Origin of the sequence: Pseudomonas sp. B16(2017) (assembly GCF_002113205.1) — a bacterium.
GTDB classification, from domain to species: Bacteria; Pseudomonadota; Gammaproteobacteria; order Pseudomonadales; family Pseudomonadaceae; genus Aquipseudomonas; species Aquipseudomonas pharyngis.
The window spans coordinates 383,367-399,920 of the sequence record NZ_NEKA01000002.1; the positions used below are offsets into that span (position 1 = coordinate 383,367).

A 16,554-nucleotide genomic window follows, 5' to 3' on the forward strand; every position below is an offset into this window, starting at 1 on the left:
CCCCAAAACATTGCGTTTGCGGCGCGAAAACCGACAGAAATGGACAAGATTGTCCGGGTGCGCCAATTCGGGGACGGATGCTAACGCACTCGTCCGTTTGCACAAGGTTTTTTGATCGGTTGCTGCCGGATGGGACGCAGTCCGGGACGGTAATCGGCAGGCAAAAAAAACCCCGCTTTCGCGGGGTTTCTTCATCAGGCCGGTTGCGCCTGCAAGCTCACCGGCTTGAGCGGCAGCAGCGGCGCATGGGGATCGGCTTTCACCGAGGCCCGCCATGCGTCCAGCCACTCGGCGTGACCTTCGGCCCACACCTGCTCGTGCAGACGGGCCAGGGCCACCGGATCGCTCAGCAATTGCAGGCGATCATGGTTGTTCAGCCCGGCCGGGCCGACCTTGATCGCGTGACGCACACGTTCCTGGCGCAGCCATTCGATCGGCTCGGCCTGACCGTGACGCGAGGTCGCCAGCGAGCACGCCAGGGCGTTCTGCTGTGGATCGACCACCGCGCGGATGAAGCCGTCATTCAGTGCGTGCCAGCGGTTTTCGTGGGTGTACTGATCGGTGGCCAGCAGCGCCTGTGGCGGATTGTATTCCTCGGGGATGAGGAACAGGCTCTCGTCACGAGACTTGAGGCCCAGACCGACGCGGCTGGAAATCACCGACACCGGAATCGACAGCATCAGCGAACCGACGATCGGGACCAGCCACCACAGGAAGCTCGGGTTCAGCCAGATCACCAGCAGCGCCCAGAAGAAGCCCAGCAGGGTCTGCGGGCCGTGACGCTTGACCGCTTCGCTCCACGGCGTGGAGTCGTCGTCACGCTGCGGCGAGTTCCAGGTCGCGGCCCAGCCGAGGAACGCGGCCAGAACGAAACGGGTGTGGAAAATCATCCGCACCGGCGCCAGCAGCATGGAGAACAGCATCTCCAGCAGCATCGACACGGTCACCTTGAACTTGCCGCCGAACTCTTTCGCGCCCTTGGCCCAGATCAGGATGATGCTCAACAGCTTCGGCAGGAACAGCAGCACGATGGTCGTCGAGAACAGCGCGATCGCCTTGTCCGGGTGCCATTGCGGCCACAGCGGATAGAGCTGACGCGGTTCGAGGAAGTACTGCGGCTCCATCAGCGTGTTCACCGCCAGCAGCGCGGTCGATAGCACCAGGAAGAAGAACCACAGCGGCGCCGACAGGTAAGACATCACGCCGGTCAGGAACACCGCGCGGTGCACCGGGTGCATGCCTTTGACCAGGAACAGACGGAAGTTCATCAGGTTGCCGTGGCACCAGCGACGGTCACGCTTGAGTTCGTCGAGCAGGTTCGGCGGCAGTTCTTCGTAGCTGCCCGGCAGATCGTAGGCAATCCACACGCCCCAGCCGGCACGGCGCATCAGCGCAGCTTCAACGAAGTCGTGAGAGAGAATCGCACCGGAGAACGCACCCTTGCCCGGCAACGGCGCCAGGGCGCAGTGGTCGATGAACGGCTTCATGCGGATGATCGCGTTGTGACCCCAGTAGTGGGATTCACCCAGCTGCCAGAAGTGCAGGCCGGCGGTGAACAGCGGACCGTACACGCGAGTGGCGAACTGCTGCATGCGCGCATACAGCGTGTCCATGCCCGAAGCGCGCGGCGCGGTCTGGATGATGCCGGCGTCCGGCGTGGCCTCCATCAGGCGCACCAGACTGGTCAGGCACTCGCCGCTCATCACCGAGTCGGCGTCGAGCACGACCATGTACTTGTAGTCACCGCCCCAGCGACGGCAGAAGTCGTCGAGGTTGCCGCTCTTGCGTTTGACGCGACGGCGACGGCGGCGATAGAAGATCTTGCCGAAGCCCTTGGCTTCGCGGCAGACGTCCAGCCAGGCCTGTTGCTCGGCCACGCAGATGTCGGTGTCGTTACTGTCGCTGAGGACGAAGAAGTCAAAACGGTCCAGGTCACCGGTAGCGGCGACCGACTCGAACGTCGCGCGCAGACCGGCGAACACCCGAGGCACGTCTTCGTTGCAGATCGGCATCACCAGTGCGGTGCGCGCGTCTTTCGGAATCGGCTCGTTGCCGGCACTTTTACCGGAGATCCGGTATTTATCGTGGCCGGTGAGCAATTCGAGGAAGCCCATCAGCGCGGTCCAGAAACCGGCCGACACCCAGCAGAACAGAATCCCGAACATGATCAGAATGCTGGTTTGCAGCGCATACGGCAGCACTTGCGTGGCGGTTTGCAGCAGCGGTTGATGCAGGACTTCTTCCAGATCGACGAACGACCAGCCCTGGTACGGCATGATGCCTTTCATGTACCAGCCGGCGACGATGGTCTGGCCCAGCATCAGCACCAGCAGAATGTAGCGACGGATCGAACCGACCGTACGCCAGCGCGCCGCCGGCAGCACGTTGGCGTCCTTCGGCGGTTGCGGCGGGTTGGTCCGGCCGGTCAGGCGACGCCAGCCACGCACCAGAATGTTGGTGCGCCACGGCTCCGGCACGACCTTGGTCCGACGGATCGGCGGCGTGGCCTTCATGCTGACCCGGCCGCTGGCGTCGAGCACCAGCATTTCCGCGTCTTGCAGCTCTTCGGCGGTGCTCAGGATCAGGCGCTTGCCCACCGAAGCCTGGGCGGCTTCGGTCGGTGCGTCAAAGGTCTTGGACGACAGGCGTTCATGCAATTCGCTGAAGGACTGGCAGCCCGCGAGTTCCGCGCGCTGCTCGTCGGTCATCGGCAGATGCGCCAGGTACTCGGACAGAGTCTCTGGCTGTACTTGAGAGTTACTCATCGGCAGGCAACTGATAGCTCCAGGTCTCGGTCAGGACTTCTTCAGTCGGTGCCGATTCCGGTGTGGCTGGGGCCGCGTCCGCAGCGGCTGGCTGCTTGGCGTCTTTGTTGGCCTTGTCCTTGGCATCTGCAACCGGCTTGGCGTCGGCCTGTTTGGCCTCGGCGGCCTTGGCTTCCTTGTCGGCTTTCTCTTGTTGCTTGGCGGCAACCTTGTCGGCCTTGGCTACCGACGAATTGGACGTCGGTACCGAAGACTTGGCCAGATCAGCGGTGACCACTGGCTGCACCAGGGCTGCGCGCATCTCGGTGGACTTGCTCGCGTCCTTGATCTTCATCCGCAGGGTCAGGCGCCAGCCCTTGGTTTCCGGGTTGTAGCGCACGCTGTTTTCGACCAGCTCGGCGTTGTCGCCGACGCTGACCTGGCTGCGAACGTCCGCATCCGGGGCCAAAGCGGCCAAGGACGGGCCTTCGAAATCGACCAGGTAGGCAACGCTGCCATCCGGCTGACGGATCAGGTTCGATTGCTTGACGTCACCGGTCGAACGCAGGGTCTGGTTGACCCAAGCGCTGTCCGGCGCGTGCAGCGCGGCTTCGTCGATGGTCCAGTGCATACGGTAGGCGAAGTCCAGCGGCTGGCCAGGCTCCGGCAGTTTTTCCGGGTTCCAGAACGCAACGATGTTGTCGTTGGTTTCGTCGGCGGTCGGGATCTCGACCAGATCAACGGTGCCCTTGCCCCAGTCGCCCTTCGGCTCGATCCAGGCGCTTGGGCGCTTGTCGTAGCGGTCGTCGAGGTCTTCGTAGTGGCTGAAGTCACGGCCACGTTGCAGCAGACCGAAACCACGCGGGTTCTCGACGCTGAACTGGCTGACAGCCAAGTGTTTCGGGTTGTTCAGCGGACGCCAGATCCACTCGCCGTTGCCGGCATGGATCGACAGACCGCTGGAGTCGTGCAGTTCACGACGGTAGTTGAGCACCTTCGACGGCTGGTTGGCGCCGAACAGGAACATGCTGGTCAGCGGCGCGATGCCGAGCTTGCCAACCTTGTCACGCAGGTACATCTGGCCCTTCACGTCGACAATGGTGTCGCTGCCCGGACGCAGGATCAGACGGTAGGCGCCGGTCGCACGAGGCGAATCCAGCAGGGCGAAGATCACCAGGTGCTTGTCGCCCGGCTTCGGCTGCTGAATCCAGAACTCGCGAAAACGCGGGAATTCTTCGCCGGACGGCAGAGCGGTATCGATCGCCAGGCCACGGGCCGACAGACCGTAGGTGTGACCCTTGCCGACGACGCGGAAGTAGCTCGCGCCCAGCATGGTCATGATTTCGTCTTGCTTGTCAGCCTTGTTGATCGGGTACAGCACACGGAAACCGGCGTAGCCCAGTTGTTCGGTGGCCTTCGGATCGAACTGCAGGTCGCCGAAATCGAAACGGCTCGGATCGTATTTGATCTCTTCGACGGTGTTCGCGGTGATTTCGTTGATTTTCACCGGCGTATCGAAGTGCATGCCCTGATGATAGAAGGACAGCTTGAACGGGGTCTTCTGGTCGGCCCATTCGGCTTTTTCGGTGCGGAAACGAATCTTCTGATAGTCCGCGAATTTCATTTCACGGAATTCGTTCGGCAGGTTGCTGCGCGGGGCTTCGAACTTCTGCCCGGCCAGCTCTTTGGCCTTGGCCGACACATCGTCAAGATTGAATGCCCAAAGCTGGCCGGCGCTGAGCAGGCAGAGTACTGCCGAGCCCGCTACCAGAGCGCTGCGCAAGCGTTTGGCAGACAATTTTGCTGCATTACAGGGACTAACAATCACGAGCAACCCTCGCCGAAAACAGATCAATAAACCAACGGCCAGATGAAGTGCCTGTGAGGGATTCGGTACAAAAAAACCGACCTTGCAGGACACCCTTGCCAAGTTGGCGAGCATTGTTCCGACTCCGCTGGGTCAAAATGATTCCCCAATCGGATCCGGACAAGTCTCTACCTAAGTCAAAATGGACCAACGAACGCTGATCCCCGTAGCGCGCGATTATCTAGTAGCCCGCGTGACAACGCATCAGGGGTAACAAAGTATTTATCGCGAAAATTCCCTGTTTTCAGTCGAAAAGCCCTTAAAAAGTTGTTTCAAGCACTTTCATGTCTGTAACAGGAAGGTTACCGGGCCATCGTTGACCAGGTGCACCTGCATATCCGCGCCGAATCTACCTGATGCCACTGTGCCATGCATCTGTTTCGCTTTGCTTAATAGATAGTCGAATAATTCTTCGCCCAGCGCCGGAGGGGCGGCGGTCGAGAAACTCGGGCGCAACCCGCTTTTGGTGTCGGCAGCGAGGGTGAACTGAGAGACCAGCAGCAACCCGCCGCCCACATCCGCCAGGGACAGATTCATCTTGCCCTCGGCGTCACTGAACACTCGATAGTTAAGCAGCTTATGCAGAAGTTTGTCGGCGCTGGCCGGCGTGTCGTCGGGTTCTACCGCCACCAGCACCAGCAAACCCTGATCGACACTGCCAACCACCTCGCCCGCCACTTCGACCCGCGCGCCTTTCACGCGCTGCAACAGCCCCTTCATGCTTCTTCGGGCGGCAGGTCGAGCAGGCGCCGGGCCATTTTGCTGGCGGCGCGTACCAGCGCATCAGTGATACCCGGTTCGGACGCGGCGTGGCCGGCATCGCGGATCACCTGCAGCTCGCTGTTCGGCCAGGCCTGATGCAGTTCCCAGGCGTTGTCGAGCGGGCAGATCACGTCGTAGCGGCCGTGGATGATCACGCCCGGCAGATGGGCGATCTTGCCCATGTCGCGGATCAGCTGGTTTGGCTCAAGGAAGGCATTGTTGGTGAAGTAGTGGCATTCGATCCGCGCGATCGACAAGGCGCGCTGCGGCTCGGAGAAACGGTCGACCACCAGCGGATTCGGACGCAGGGTCGCGGTGCGCCCTTCCCAGGTCGACCAGGCCTTGGCTGCGTGCATCTGGGCGATCTGGTCGTTGCCGGTCAGGCGTTTGTGGAAAGCGCTGAGCAGGTCGTCGCGCTCGTCCAGCGGAATCGGCGCGAGGTAGTCCTGCCAGTAGTCGGGAAACAGACGGCTGGCGCCGGCCTGGTAGAACCATTCGATTTCCTGCGGACGGCAGAGAAAGATCCCGCGCAGGATCAGACCGTGCACGCGCTCCGGGTGGGTCTGCGCGTAGGCCAGCGCCAGGGTCGAACCCCAGGAACCGCCGAACAGCACCCATTTGTCGATGCCCAGATGTTTACGGATGCGCTCGAGGTCTTCGACCAGATCCCAGGTGGTGTTGTTTTCCAGGCTGGCGTGAGGCGTGGAACGACCACAGCCGCGCTGATCGAAGGTGACAATGCGATACAGGTTCGGATCAAAATAGCGGCGACTCTGGGCGTCGCATCCGGCGCCGGGACCTCCGTGGATGAACACCACCGGCAAACCTTCCGGTGAACCGCTTTCGTCGACGTACAGCGTATGGGTGTCATCGACGGCCAGATCGTGCCGTGCGTGAGGTTTGATCTGCGGAAACAAAGTCTGCATTGCGCGCTCCGTAAGGGGTCGAGGTCATCCCTGGGGGGACTTCTATTATTCTGCCGTCCGGCATCATAAACCCGATTTACGTCAATGAGCATGCCCGTACGCTGTCACATTTTGTCAGCCATGAACCCCAGCAGGTTCTCAAAGAGACGATCGACCTCGGCGACCTGATGTCGCGCCCGCAGGCAGCCATGAACCAGCCCTTCGCCGTAATACAGCGCCGCGTCGACGCCCGCCGCGTTCAGCCGCTCGGCGCAGCGCACACCGTCGTCACGCAGCGGGTCGAACTGCGCCACGGCGATCCAGGCCGGGGGCAAACCGCTGAAGTCCCCGGCCAGCAACGGCATCGCATAGGCGTTCGGCTTGGCGGTGCCGCGCAGGTACAAGGCGTGATAACAGTCGAGATCGCTGCTGGCGAGCAACGGCGCATCGGCACATTCGCTGCGTGACGCTAACTGCTCGTCGCCTCCCAGCCCCGGATAGATCAAGACCTGCGCACCCGGCAGCGGCTCGCCGGCATCGCGCAGTGCCAGGCACAGCGCCGCCGCCAGATTGCCGCCGGCGCTGTCGCCCGCCACCAGCATCCGTCCGGGGTCGAACCAGAAGGGCCCACTGCGCAACGCGCGCCAGACGCTCAGGCAATCCTCGAAACCGGCGGGGAACGGATGTTCCGGCGCCAGCCGGTAATCCACCGCCACCACCATTGCCCCAAGCGCCATGGCCAGCTCGCAGCAGATGAAGTCATGGGAATCCAGCCCGCCGACCACCCAACCGCCGCCGTGCAGGTACAACACGCACGGCCAGCCACTGGCCGATGGCCGGACGGGCGGGCGATACGAACGCACCGCCACCCCGCTCAACTGGAAATCCACCACCTCCAGACCCGCCGGCCGTTCGGGCGTGAAGGCGCGGCACATGTCGTCATAGGATTTGCGCAATCCGCCGAGGCTGCTGTCATCGCTGGCGAAGCTTTCGGTTCTGGCAACGAACGCCGCCATCGCCGGTGAAAGTGGATAAGTGCCCATCAGTTTTTCAGGCTGGCCTGAACCGTGGCCACGCCGTCCTTGCCATCGAAACTGCTGACACCCGCCAGCCAGCGTTGCAGGTCTTCGGGATGCTCACGCAGCCAGCTCTTCGCCACTTCCTGAGGGGTCTTGCGCTCCATGATCGGCACCATCAACTGGCTTTCCTGGGCGGCGGTGAAGGTCAGGTTTTCCAGCAGTCGATGGACGTTCGGGCAGCGCTCGGCGTAGTCCGGCGCGGTGACGGTGGAAACGGTGGCGGCGCCTTCGTTCGGGCCGTAGACGTCTTCACTGCCGGTCAGGTAGGTGATTTTCATGTTGATGTTCATCGGGTGCGGGGTCCAGCCGACGAACACCACGAACTCTTTGCGGTTCACCGCCCGCTGCACGGCGGCGAGCATGCCGGCCTCACCGGATTCGATGATCTTGAAATCCTTCAGGCCGAAATGATTGGTTTCGATCATCGTCTTGATCGTGGTGTTGGCGCCGCTGCCGGGCTCGATGCCGTAGATCTTGGCGCCGAGTTGATCCTTGAATTTCGCGATGTCGCCGAAGGTTTTCAGCCCCGCCGCCGCTACGTAATCCGGCACTGCCAACGTCGCCTGGGCGTCGGCCAGGCTGGGCCTGTCCATGACCTTGACCTGATTGGCGGCGAGGAATGGCGCGATGTTCTTGTCCATCGCCGGTTTCCAGTAGCCGAGGAAGATATCCAGACGCTTGTCGCGGATGCCGGCGAAGATGATTTGCTGCACCGCGCTGGTCTGCTTGCTTTCGTAGCCGAGGCCGTTGAGCAGCACGTCGGCCATGCCGCTGGTGGCGATCACGTCGGTCCAGTTGACCACGCCCATGCGCACGGTTTTGCAGGAAGCATCATCGGAAGCCATGGCACCGGCGCTGAGCAGCGCACTGCCGGTCAGGATTAACGCACAACGAGTGAACAGTCTTTTCATGTGGGATCGTCTCGTGCGGCAGCGGGTTATTGTTCGGATCGGTGTCTTCTTGCACCGTGGCCGAAACATTACGCAGCAGACGAGCGGGAAAAGCGAACTGTGGCGACCGGGATTTGCACGGTGGCGACCCCGTTGGAACGCGGAACCCGTGAAAACCCAAAACCCTTGTGGGAGCGGGCTTGCTCCCACAAAGTTATGCGGTATAGCGGGATTTGCCCCAGGCAAGCAGCCCTTGCAGCAATTCCTTCAGCACCACCCGCGTCGGCTCCGCCAGATCGGCGCGGTAGCGGAACGGTTCGAACTCTTCCATGTAGGTGCACTGGCCCAGCTCCAGTTGCACGGCGTGGATGTTTTCCGCCGGGTTGCCGTAGTGACGGGTGATGTGGCCGCCCTTGAAGCGTCCGTTCAGCACATGGCTGTAATCGCCATGGCGGGCGCAGATCGCTTCCAGTTGCGTGGCCAACTGCGGATCGCAACTGGCGCCGTTGAAAGTGCCGAGATTGAAGTCCGGCAGCTTGCCATCGAACAGGTGCGGGATGATCGAGCGGATCGAATGCGCATCGAACAGCAGTGCGTAACCGAACTCGGCTTTTAGCCGCGCCAGCTCTTCCCGCAAGGTGCGGTGATACGGCGTCCAGATCTGCTCCAGATAGGTCGCACGCTCTTCTTTCGACGGCTCCTGCCCGTCCTTGAACAACGGAATGCCATCGAACAGCGTCGCCGGGTACAGCCCGGTGGTGGCGCCGGCGTACAGCGGTTTGTCGTCGGACGGCCGGTTCAGGTCGATGACAAATCGCGAGTACTCGGCCGCCAGGGTGCTGGCGCCCAGTTCGGCGGCGAAATCGTAGAGCTGCGGAATGTGCCAGTCGGTGTCCGGCAGGCTTTTCGCGTCCGGGATCAACCCGGCCTCGACCGCCGGGGTCAGGCGCACACCGGCGTGGGGCATGCTGATCAGCAGCGGCACGCGACCTTGTTTGAAGTTCAGAACCTTATCCACAACCGCTCTCCTACAGACTTGATTCAACGCCGTGACGCACGACGCGTTTGTCCAGTTCACCACCCAGCCAGTACGCCAGATCCGCAGGGCGGTCGATCTGCCAGGCGACAAAATCGGCGACCTTGCCGACTTCCAGCGAACCGTGGGTCTCGGCCATGCCCAAGGCTTGCGCCGCGTGAATCGTGGCGCCGGCCAGGGCTTCCTCCGGGGTCATGCGGAAACAGGTGCAGGCCATGTTCAGCATCAGGCGCAACGACAGCGCCGGCGAGGTGCCGGGGTTGAGGTCGCTGGCGATGGCGATTTTCACCTTGTGTTTGCGCAGGGCGTCCATCGGCGGCAACTGGGTTTCGCGCAGGAAGTAGAACGCGCCCGGCAACAACACCGCGACGGTGTCGGACTCGGCCATGGCGATGGCGTCGGCTTCGTCCATGAACTCCAGGTGATCGGCGGAAAGTGCGTGGTAGCGCGCAGCGAGGCTGGAGCCGTGCAGCGACGACAATTGCTCGGCGTGCAGCTTCACCGGCAGACCGAGTTTTTGCGCGGCGATGAACACCCGCTCGACTTGTTCCGGGGAGAACGCCAGGTATTCGCAGAACGCATCCACCGCATCGACCAGGCCTTCGGCGGCCAGCGCGGGCAGCATCTCGGCGCAGATGTGATCGATGTAATCGTCGGCGCGATCCTGGTATTCCGGCGGCAAGGCATGGGCGGCCAGGCAGGTGCTGCGCACGCTGATCGGCAGCTCGGCGGCGAGGCGACGGATGACCCGCAAAATCTTGCGCTCGCTGGCCAGATCGAGGCCGTAGCCGGACTTCATTTCGATTGTGGTCACGCCGTCGCGCATCAGGCTTTTCAAGCGTTTGACGGCGCTGGCGAACAGCTCGTCTTCCGAGGCTTCGCGCGTGGCCCGCACAGTGCTGGCGATGCCGCCGCCGGCCGCTGCGATTTCGGCATAGCTGACGCCTTGCAGGCGCTTCTCGAACTCGCCGCTGCGGTTGCCGCCGAACACGGTGTGGGTGTGGCAGTCGATCAGGCCGGGAGTGACCCACGCGCCTTGCAGGTCATTGACCGCCGGGTATTCGCCTGACGGCAATTGGCTGCGCGGGCCGATCCACTCGATGAGTGCACCGGACGTCACGATGGCCGCATCCTCGATGATCGAGTAGATGCCTTGCGCCATGGTTGCGACGTGGCAGTGTTGCCAGAGGGTTTTCATCCCAAGTCCTCGTCTTGCGATCGTTCCCACGCTCTGCGTGGGAACGATCAGTGGTGGTTAAAGGCTCGGCAGCAGTTTCGCCGGAACCAGCTCAGTCAGCACCCGCGAAGCCAGCAGTTCGGTCGCCGCATTGATGTCCGGCGCAAAGAAGCGGTCCTTCTCGTAGAACGGCACTTCGCGACGCAGAATCCCGCGAGCCTGCTCCAGTTTGGTCGAGGTCTTCAGGCCGTTGCGCAGGTCCAGGCCCTGCACCGCCGCCAGCCATTCCACCGCAAGAATCCCGCGCGTGTTCTCGGCCATTTCCCACAGGCGCTTGCCGGCAGCCGGGGCCATCGACACGTGGTCTTCCTGGTTGGCAGAAGTCGGCAGACTGTCCACCGAATGCGGATGGGACAGCGCCTTGTTTTCGCTGGCCAGGGCCGCAGCGGTCACCTGGGCGATCATGAAGCCGGAGTTCACGCCTCCGTTGGCGACGAGGAACGGCGGCAGCTGCGACATGTGCTTGTCCATCATCAACGAGATGCGGCGCTCGCTCAGGGAACCGATTTCGGCAATGGCCAGCGCCATGTTGTCAGCGGCCATGGCGACGGGCTCGGCGTGGAAGTTGCCGCCGGAAATCACGTCGCCTTCGGCCGCGAACACCAGCGGGTTGTCAGACACGGCGTTGGCTTCGATGGCCAGCACTTCGGCGGCCTGGCGGAACTGGGTCAGGCACGCGCCCATGACTTGCGGCTGGCAACGCAGCGAGTACGGATCCTGCACCTTCTCGCAGTTCTGGTGCGAGTCGGAGACTTCGCTGCGCTCGCCCAGCAGATCGCGGTAAGCGGCAGCGGCGTCGATCTGGCCTTTCTGGCCACGGGCAGCGTGGATGCGTGCGTCGAACGGCGAACGCGAACCGAGCACCGCCTCCACCGTCAGACCGCCCAGCGCCAGCGCGCCGGCGAACAGGTCTTCACCTTCGAACAGGCCGCGCAGCGCGAATGCGGTGGAAACCTGAGTACCGTTGAGCAGCGCCAGACCTTCTTTCGCCGCCAGGGTCAGCGGCGTCAGACCGGCGACTTTCAGCGCTTCGGTCGCTTCCATCCACTCGCCCTTGTAGCGCGCCTTGCCCTCGCCCAGCAGCACCAGCGACATGTGCGCCAGCGGTGCCAGGTCGCCGGAGGCACCCACCGAGCCTTTCAACGGAATGTGCGGATAGACCTCGGCGTTGATCAGCGCGATCAGCGCATCGATCACCACGCGACGGATGCCAGAGAAACCACGGCTGAGGCTGTTGACCTTGAGCACCATGATCAGGCGCACCAGCTCATCGCTGATCGGCTGGCCGACACCGGCGGCGTGGGACAGCACCAGCGAGCGCTGGAGGTTTTCCAGGTCTTCGCTGGCGATGCGGGTCGAGGCCAGCAGGCCGAAACCGGTGTTGATGCCGTAGGCGGTGCGGTTTTCCGCGAGGATCTGCTCGACGCAGGCCACGCTGGCTTCGATCTGCGCGCTGGCGCTGTTGTCGAGGGTCAGCTTGACCGGGTTCTGATAAATGTCACGCAGTTGGGCCAGGCTCAGTTGGCCGGGGATCAGGTTCAGCGCAGTCATTTTGTGCTCCTTTTGAGAGTTTATTGTTAACTCGCCAGACGCTCCGGAGATGTCCGTTGTCCGTCGCGTCTGCCCTTTTGGGGAGCCGCGCCTTGGCACGCTGGCGTGGGTAGTTTTCAGTGCAAATTCGGTAATGCGTTGTGCAGCAGATCCGTATCTTTCAGAACGCTTGCGGCAGCGGCGATATCCGGCGCCAGCCAGCGGTCCTGATCGTAGGCCGGGACTTTTTCGCGCAGCAGTCGCCAGGCGGTATCGGTGCCCGCGCCGAAGCGCTGTTCCTTGAGAAATTCAAACGCCTGGGCCGCCAGCAGGTACTCGATGGCGAGGATCTGCGTGCAGTTTTCCAGCGCGCGGTGCAGCTTCAGCGCGGCGTTGGTGCCCATGCTCAAGTGATCTTCCTGCAGGCCCGAAGTGACGTAATTGTCGAGCACCGCCGGTTGCGCCAACTGGCGGTTTTCCGCGCACAGCGACGCGGCGACGTATTGCACGATCATCATCCCGGAGTTCACCCCCGGATTGGCCACCAGAAACGCCGGCAGGCCGCTGACGTGCGGGTTGATCAGGCGATCCAGACGCCGCTCGGCAATCGAGCCGATTTCGGCCATTGCAATGGCCAGCAGATCCGCCGCCAGCGCCACTGATTGCCCGTGCGGGTTGGCCTGGGACATCACCCGGAAATCGTCCGGCGTGCCCAGCAGCAAAGGGTTGTCGGTGCAGCCGTTGAGTTCGGTTTCGATCTGTTTGATCGCGTGTTCCAGTTGATCGCGGGCGGCGCCGTGCACCTGCGGGATCGAGCGGATGCTCAAGGCATCCTGGGTGCGAATGCCTTTGCTCGACGCAATCACTTCGCTGCCATCGAGCAAGGCGCGCAGATTGACGCCGACCTGCTGCATGCCCGGATGCGGTTTGAGCGCAATGATCTCGGCATCGAACGCGGCGATCTGGCCGCGCTGGGCTTCGAAACTCATGGCGCCAATCACATCGGCCCATTGCACCAGACGCGTGGCGTCGGCAATCGCCAGGCAACCGAGGCCGGTCATGCACGGCGTACCGTTGACCAGGCACAGACCGTCCTTCGCCCCGAGCTGCACCGGTTGCAGGCCCTCTTCGGCCAGCGCCTGCTGTGCAGACACGATCTGCCCGCGATAGCTGACATTGCCCACGCCCAACAGCGCGATGCCGATGTGCGCCATGTGGGTCAGGTAACCCACCGAACCCTGGGACGGCACTTGTGGGGTGATACCGCGATTGAGCAGCGCCAGCAGCGCTTCGACCACCCGGCGATGAATGCCGGATTTGCCGTGGCTGTAGTTGCGGATCGCAGCGCACAGGATGGCGCGGGTCTGCTCATCGGCCAGCACCGGACCGACGCCGCAGGCATGGCTGAGCAAGGTGTTGCGCGACAGCTGGCTGAGCTGTTCGTCTTTCAGCGAGACGTTGCACAGCGCACCGAGCCCGGTGTTCACGCCATAGGCGCGCTCACCGCTGGCGACGATGCGCTGGACGATGCCCTGCGCGTTTTCAATGCGCGCCCAGGTCTGGGCCGACAGCTCGAGCTGCGCGCCATGACGAGCGACTGCGACCACATCCTGCCAACGCATCGGAGCGTCGGCGATAACGATTTTTTCAGCCTGGGACATCTAAAACCTCATCCGAACATTGATGCAGCTTTGCCGACGATTTCGGGGCCGGCCCAGCCAACACAAATCTGTTTAAACCACCGCCGCCCGCCGCTGCACGAAGCGGTCGACATACTCGTCCGCCGGCGAATGCAGGATCTCTTTCGGCGTGCCGACCTGGATCAGGCGGCCGTCCTTGAGGATCGCGATGCGGTTGCCGATGCGCACGGCCTCGTCGAGGTCGTGGGTGATGAAGACGATGGTCTTGTGCAGGGTCTTTTGCAGCTCCAGCAACTGGTCCTGCATCTCGGCGCGGATCAGCGGATCCAGCGCGCTGAACGCTTCGTCCATCAGGATGATGTCGGTGTCCGCTGCCAAGGCGCGGGCCAGGCCCACACGTTGGCGCATGCCGCCGGAGAGCTGGTGCGGGTATTTGTTTTCGTAGCCCTTGAGGCCCACGGTGTTGATCCAGTGCAGCGCGCGTTCGGCGCACAGCTGCTTGCTCTCGCCGCGCACTTTCAGGCCGTAGGCGACGTTGTCGAGCACGGTCTTGTGCGGCAGCAGACCGAAGCTCTGGAACACCATGCTGATCTTGTGCCGGCGAAATTCGCGCAGGGCTTCCATGTCGTATTGCAGGATGTCCACGCCGTCCACCAGGATCGCGCCGCTGGTCGGGTCGATCAGGCGGTTGAAGTGACGCACCAGGGTCGATTTGCCGGAGCCGGACAGGCCCATGATCACGAAGATCTCGCCGGTGCCGATGCTCAGGGACAAGTCGTTGACCCCGACCACGCAACCGGTTTCGTTCAGCACCTGATCCTTGGTCTTGCCCTGGCCGACCATCGCCAGAGCGTCCTTGGCGCGGTTGCCGAAAATCTTGAAGACGTTTTTGACTTCGATCTTGCTCACGGTTGCGTTGCTCATTTGCTCACCTCATGCCGTGGCCGACCATACGCCTGGGTAATGCGGTCGATGACCACTGCGAGAATCACGATCGCCAGACCGGCCTCGAGACCGCGTCCGACGTTGAGGGTCTGAATGCCCACCAGCACATCTTCACCCAGGCCACGGGCGCCGATCATCGAGGCGATTACCACCATCGACAGGGCCATCATGGTGGTCTGGTTGATCCCGGCCATGATGCTCGGCAGGGCCAGCGGCAGTTGCACGCCGAACAGTTGCTGCCGGCGGTTGGCGCCGAAGGCGTTGATGGCTTCCATCACTTCGCCGTCGACCTGGCGGATGCCCAGATCGGTCAGGCGGATCAGCGGCGGCGCGGCGTAGATCACGGTGGCGAAAATCGCCGGCACCTTGCCCAGGCCGAACAGCATCAGCACCGGAATCAGGTACACGAAGCTCGGCATGGTCTGCATGATGTCGAGCAGCGGCATCAGCACCGAACGCAGGCGATTGCTGCGCGCCGAGAGAATCCCCAGCGGTACGCCGATCAGCACCGAAATGACCGTCGCCACCATCATCAGCGCGAGGGTCTGCATCAACTTGTCCCACAGACCGACGGCGCCGACCAGGAACAACAGACCGACGATCACGGCGGTGGTCACGACTTTGCGCGTTGCGTGCCAGGCCACGACGCCGACGATGGCCAGCATCAACCACCACGGTGCGGCGCGCAGCAGGCCTTCAAGATTGACGATGGCCCACAGCAGGGTGTCGGAGATGTGGCGGAACACATCGCCATAGTTGGTGACCAGCGCATCGACCCAACCGTTGACCCAGTCGGCGATGGAAAAGGTAAAGCTTTCGGGAAACATAAGCGGCTCTCAATCAGGAAACTCAATCAAGCGATTGCGGCGAACACCCCGGCCAGCCTCTCGGTTGGCCGGGAGGAATTCGACCTACAGCGCCGCGTCGATTTTCTTGGCAGCGTCTTCACTGACCCACGCATGCCAGACCTCAGGATGTTCCTTGAGGAAGATTTTCGCCAGTTTTGGCGACTCGATACGTTCCTTCGCCATGCGGCCCAGGTTCTGGTTCAGCAGGTCGATCGGCAGGTTGACCTTTTCCAGCACGGCCACCAGCTCCGGCGCTTGTTCGTGGAAGGTCTTGGACAGACCGACCTTGATGGTCACGGTCTTGTCGACGCCCGGTTTCTCTTCCAGTTTGACTGCGTCGATCTGGCCCATCAGCGGGGTTGGCGTCCAGTAGTAGAACAGGATCGGCTCGCCACGTTTGTAGCTCGACAGCACGGCCGCATCCAACGCCGGACCAGTGCCCGGGCGGAAGTTGGTGTAGCTGTTTTCCAGGCCGTAGCTTTTCAGCATTTCGCTGTTGTCCAGCTCGCAGGTCCAGCCGGCCGGGCAGTTGTAGAAGCGGCCCTTGGACGGTTCTTCGGCGTCCTTGAAGACGGCGGCGTATTTGCCCAGATCGGCGATGTTTTTCAGGTCCGGTGCCTTCGCTTCGATCTTGCGCTTGGCATCGCCTTCGATCACGTAGCGCGGCACGTACCAGCCTTCCACCGCACCGACCACCGGCGCGCCGACACCGACGACCTTGCCGGCCTTCTCGGCTTTGTTCCAGACCTCGCTGCGGCCAACCCATTCTTCGGCGAAGATCTGGATGTCGTTGCTGCTCAGGGCGTTTTCCATGGTGATGGAGTTGCCCGGCAGGCTGTCGGTCTTGCAGTCGTAACCTTTTTCCAGCACCACTTGCAGAAGGTCGGTCAGCAGCATGCCGCTTTCCCAGTTCAGGCCGGCGAATTTCACCGGTTTGCCGGACTCGCACCAGCCGGCGGCCTGGGTCGCGCCGGCGCTGGCCAGCAGGCCCATGGAAAGCAATGTGGTCAGCAGGGTCTTGTTCGATTTCATTGTTGTGACGCTCCTAATCATGAATTGGCTTACGGCAGT

Annotated in this window: 13 protein-coding genes; all 13 read right to left on the bottom strand. The window is 62.6% G+C overall.

Annotation, left to right across the window (positions count from 1 at the left end; genetic code table 11):
* Positions 1 to 194 precede the first annotated feature (194 nt).
* The 13 genes from mdoH to CAG25_RS04460 all read right to left on the bottom strand — a co-directional run bounded on the left by mdoH (position 195) and on the right by CAG25_RS04460 (position 16,515).
* A complete protein-coding gene (gene mdoH, locus CAG25_RS04400) occupies positions 195 to 2,765 on the bottom strand; it encodes a glucans biosynthesis glucosyltransferase MdoH (protein ID WP_064592875.1) in 2,571 nt (856 codons plus the stop codon).
* Positions 2,758 to 4,572 carry a glucan biosynthesis protein G gene (locus CAG25_RS04405; RefSeq protein ID WP_085611241.1) on the bottom strand — a complete coding sequence of 605 codons (1,815 nt, stop codon included), beginning with the start codon at positions 4,570 to 4,572 and terminating at the stop codon, positions 2,758 to 2,760. Before CAG25_RS04405 ends, mdoH begins: the two co-directional genes overlap by 8 nt.
* A 321-nt stretch (positions 4,573 to 4,893) precedes the next feature.
* Positions 4,894 to 5,331 carry a D-aminoacyl-tRNA deacylase gene (gene dtd, locus CAG25_RS04410; RefSeq protein ID WP_064592873.1) on the bottom strand — a complete coding sequence of 146 codons (438 nt, stop codon included), beginning with the start codon at positions 5,329 to 5,331 and terminating at the stop codon, positions 4,894 to 4,896.
* A complete protein-coding gene (pip, locus tag CAG25_RS04415) occupies positions 5,328 to 6,299 on the bottom strand; it encodes a prolyl aminopeptidase (RefSeq protein ID WP_007952436.1) in 972 nt (323 codons plus the stop codon). The genes dtd and pip overlap by 4 nt, the downstream gene beginning before the upstream one ends.
* 104 nt (positions 6,300 to 6,403) lie before the next feature.
* On the bottom strand, positions 6,404 to 7,321 hold the full coding sequence (locus CAG25_RS04420) for an alpha/beta hydrolase (RefSeq protein WP_085611148.1): 918 nt from the start codon (positions 7,319 to 7,321) through the stop codon (positions 6,404 to 6,406).
* A complete protein-coding gene (locus tag CAG25_RS04425) occupies positions 7,321 to 8,268 on the bottom strand; it encodes a choline ABC transporter substrate-binding protein (RefSeq protein ID WP_085611149.1) in 948 nt (315 codons plus the stop codon). The genes CAG25_RS04420 and CAG25_RS04425 overlap by 1 nt, the downstream gene beginning before the upstream one ends.
* A gap of 193 nt (positions 8,269 to 8,461) precedes the next feature.
* Positions 8,462 to 9,265: an N-formylglutamate deformylase gene (hutG, locus tag CAG25_RS04430; protein ID WP_085611150.1), complete on the bottom strand. Its 804-nt coding sequence runs from the start codon at positions 9,263 to 9,265 to the stop codon at positions 8,462 to 8,464.
* A gap of 10 nt (positions 9,266 to 9,275) precedes the next feature.
* The gene (gene hutI / locus CAG25_RS04435) at positions 9,276 to 10,481 is read right to left on the bottom strand and encodes an imidazolonepropionase (protein WP_085611151.1); all 1,206 of its coding nucleotides are present in this window, start codon (positions 10,479 to 10,481) and stop codon (positions 9,276 to 9,278) included.
* Between the two features lie 57 nt (positions 10,482 to 10,538).
* A complete protein-coding gene (gene hutH, locus CAG25_RS04440; RefSeq protein WP_085611152.1) occupies positions 10,539 to 12,071 on the bottom strand; it encodes a histidine ammonia-lyase in 1,533 nt (510 codons plus the stop codon).
* A gap of 116 nt (positions 12,072 to 12,187) precedes the next feature.
* The gene (gene hutH / locus CAG25_RS04445; protein WP_085611153.1) at positions 12,188 to 13,711 is read right to left on the bottom strand and encodes a histidine ammonia-lyase; all 1,524 of its coding nucleotides are present in this window, start codon (positions 13,709 to 13,711) and stop codon (positions 12,188 to 12,190) included.
* 72 nt (positions 13,712 to 13,783) lie between these two features.
* Positions 13,784 to 14,614 (bottom strand): glycine betaine/L-proline ABC transporter ATP-binding protein, encoded by an 831-nt coding sequence (locus tag CAG25_RS04450; protein ID WP_052266509.1) that lies wholly within the window; start codon positions 14,612 to 14,614, stop codon positions 13,784 to 13,786.
* On the bottom strand, positions 14,611 to 15,462 hold the full coding sequence (locus CAG25_RS04455) for a proline/glycine betaine ABC transporter permease (protein ID WP_085611154.1): 852 nt from the start codon (positions 15,460 to 15,462) through the stop codon (positions 14,611 to 14,613). Before CAG25_RS04455 ends, CAG25_RS04450 begins: the two co-directional genes overlap by 4 nt.
* Before the next feature lie 84 nt (positions 15,463 to 15,546).
* Complete coding sequence (locus CAG25_RS04460; RefSeq protein ID WP_085611155.1) at positions 15,547 to 16,515, bottom strand: ABC transporter substrate-binding protein; 969 nt, start codon at positions 16,513 to 16,515, stop codon at positions 15,547 to 15,549.
* Positions 16,516 to 16,554 lie beyond the last annotated feature (39 nt).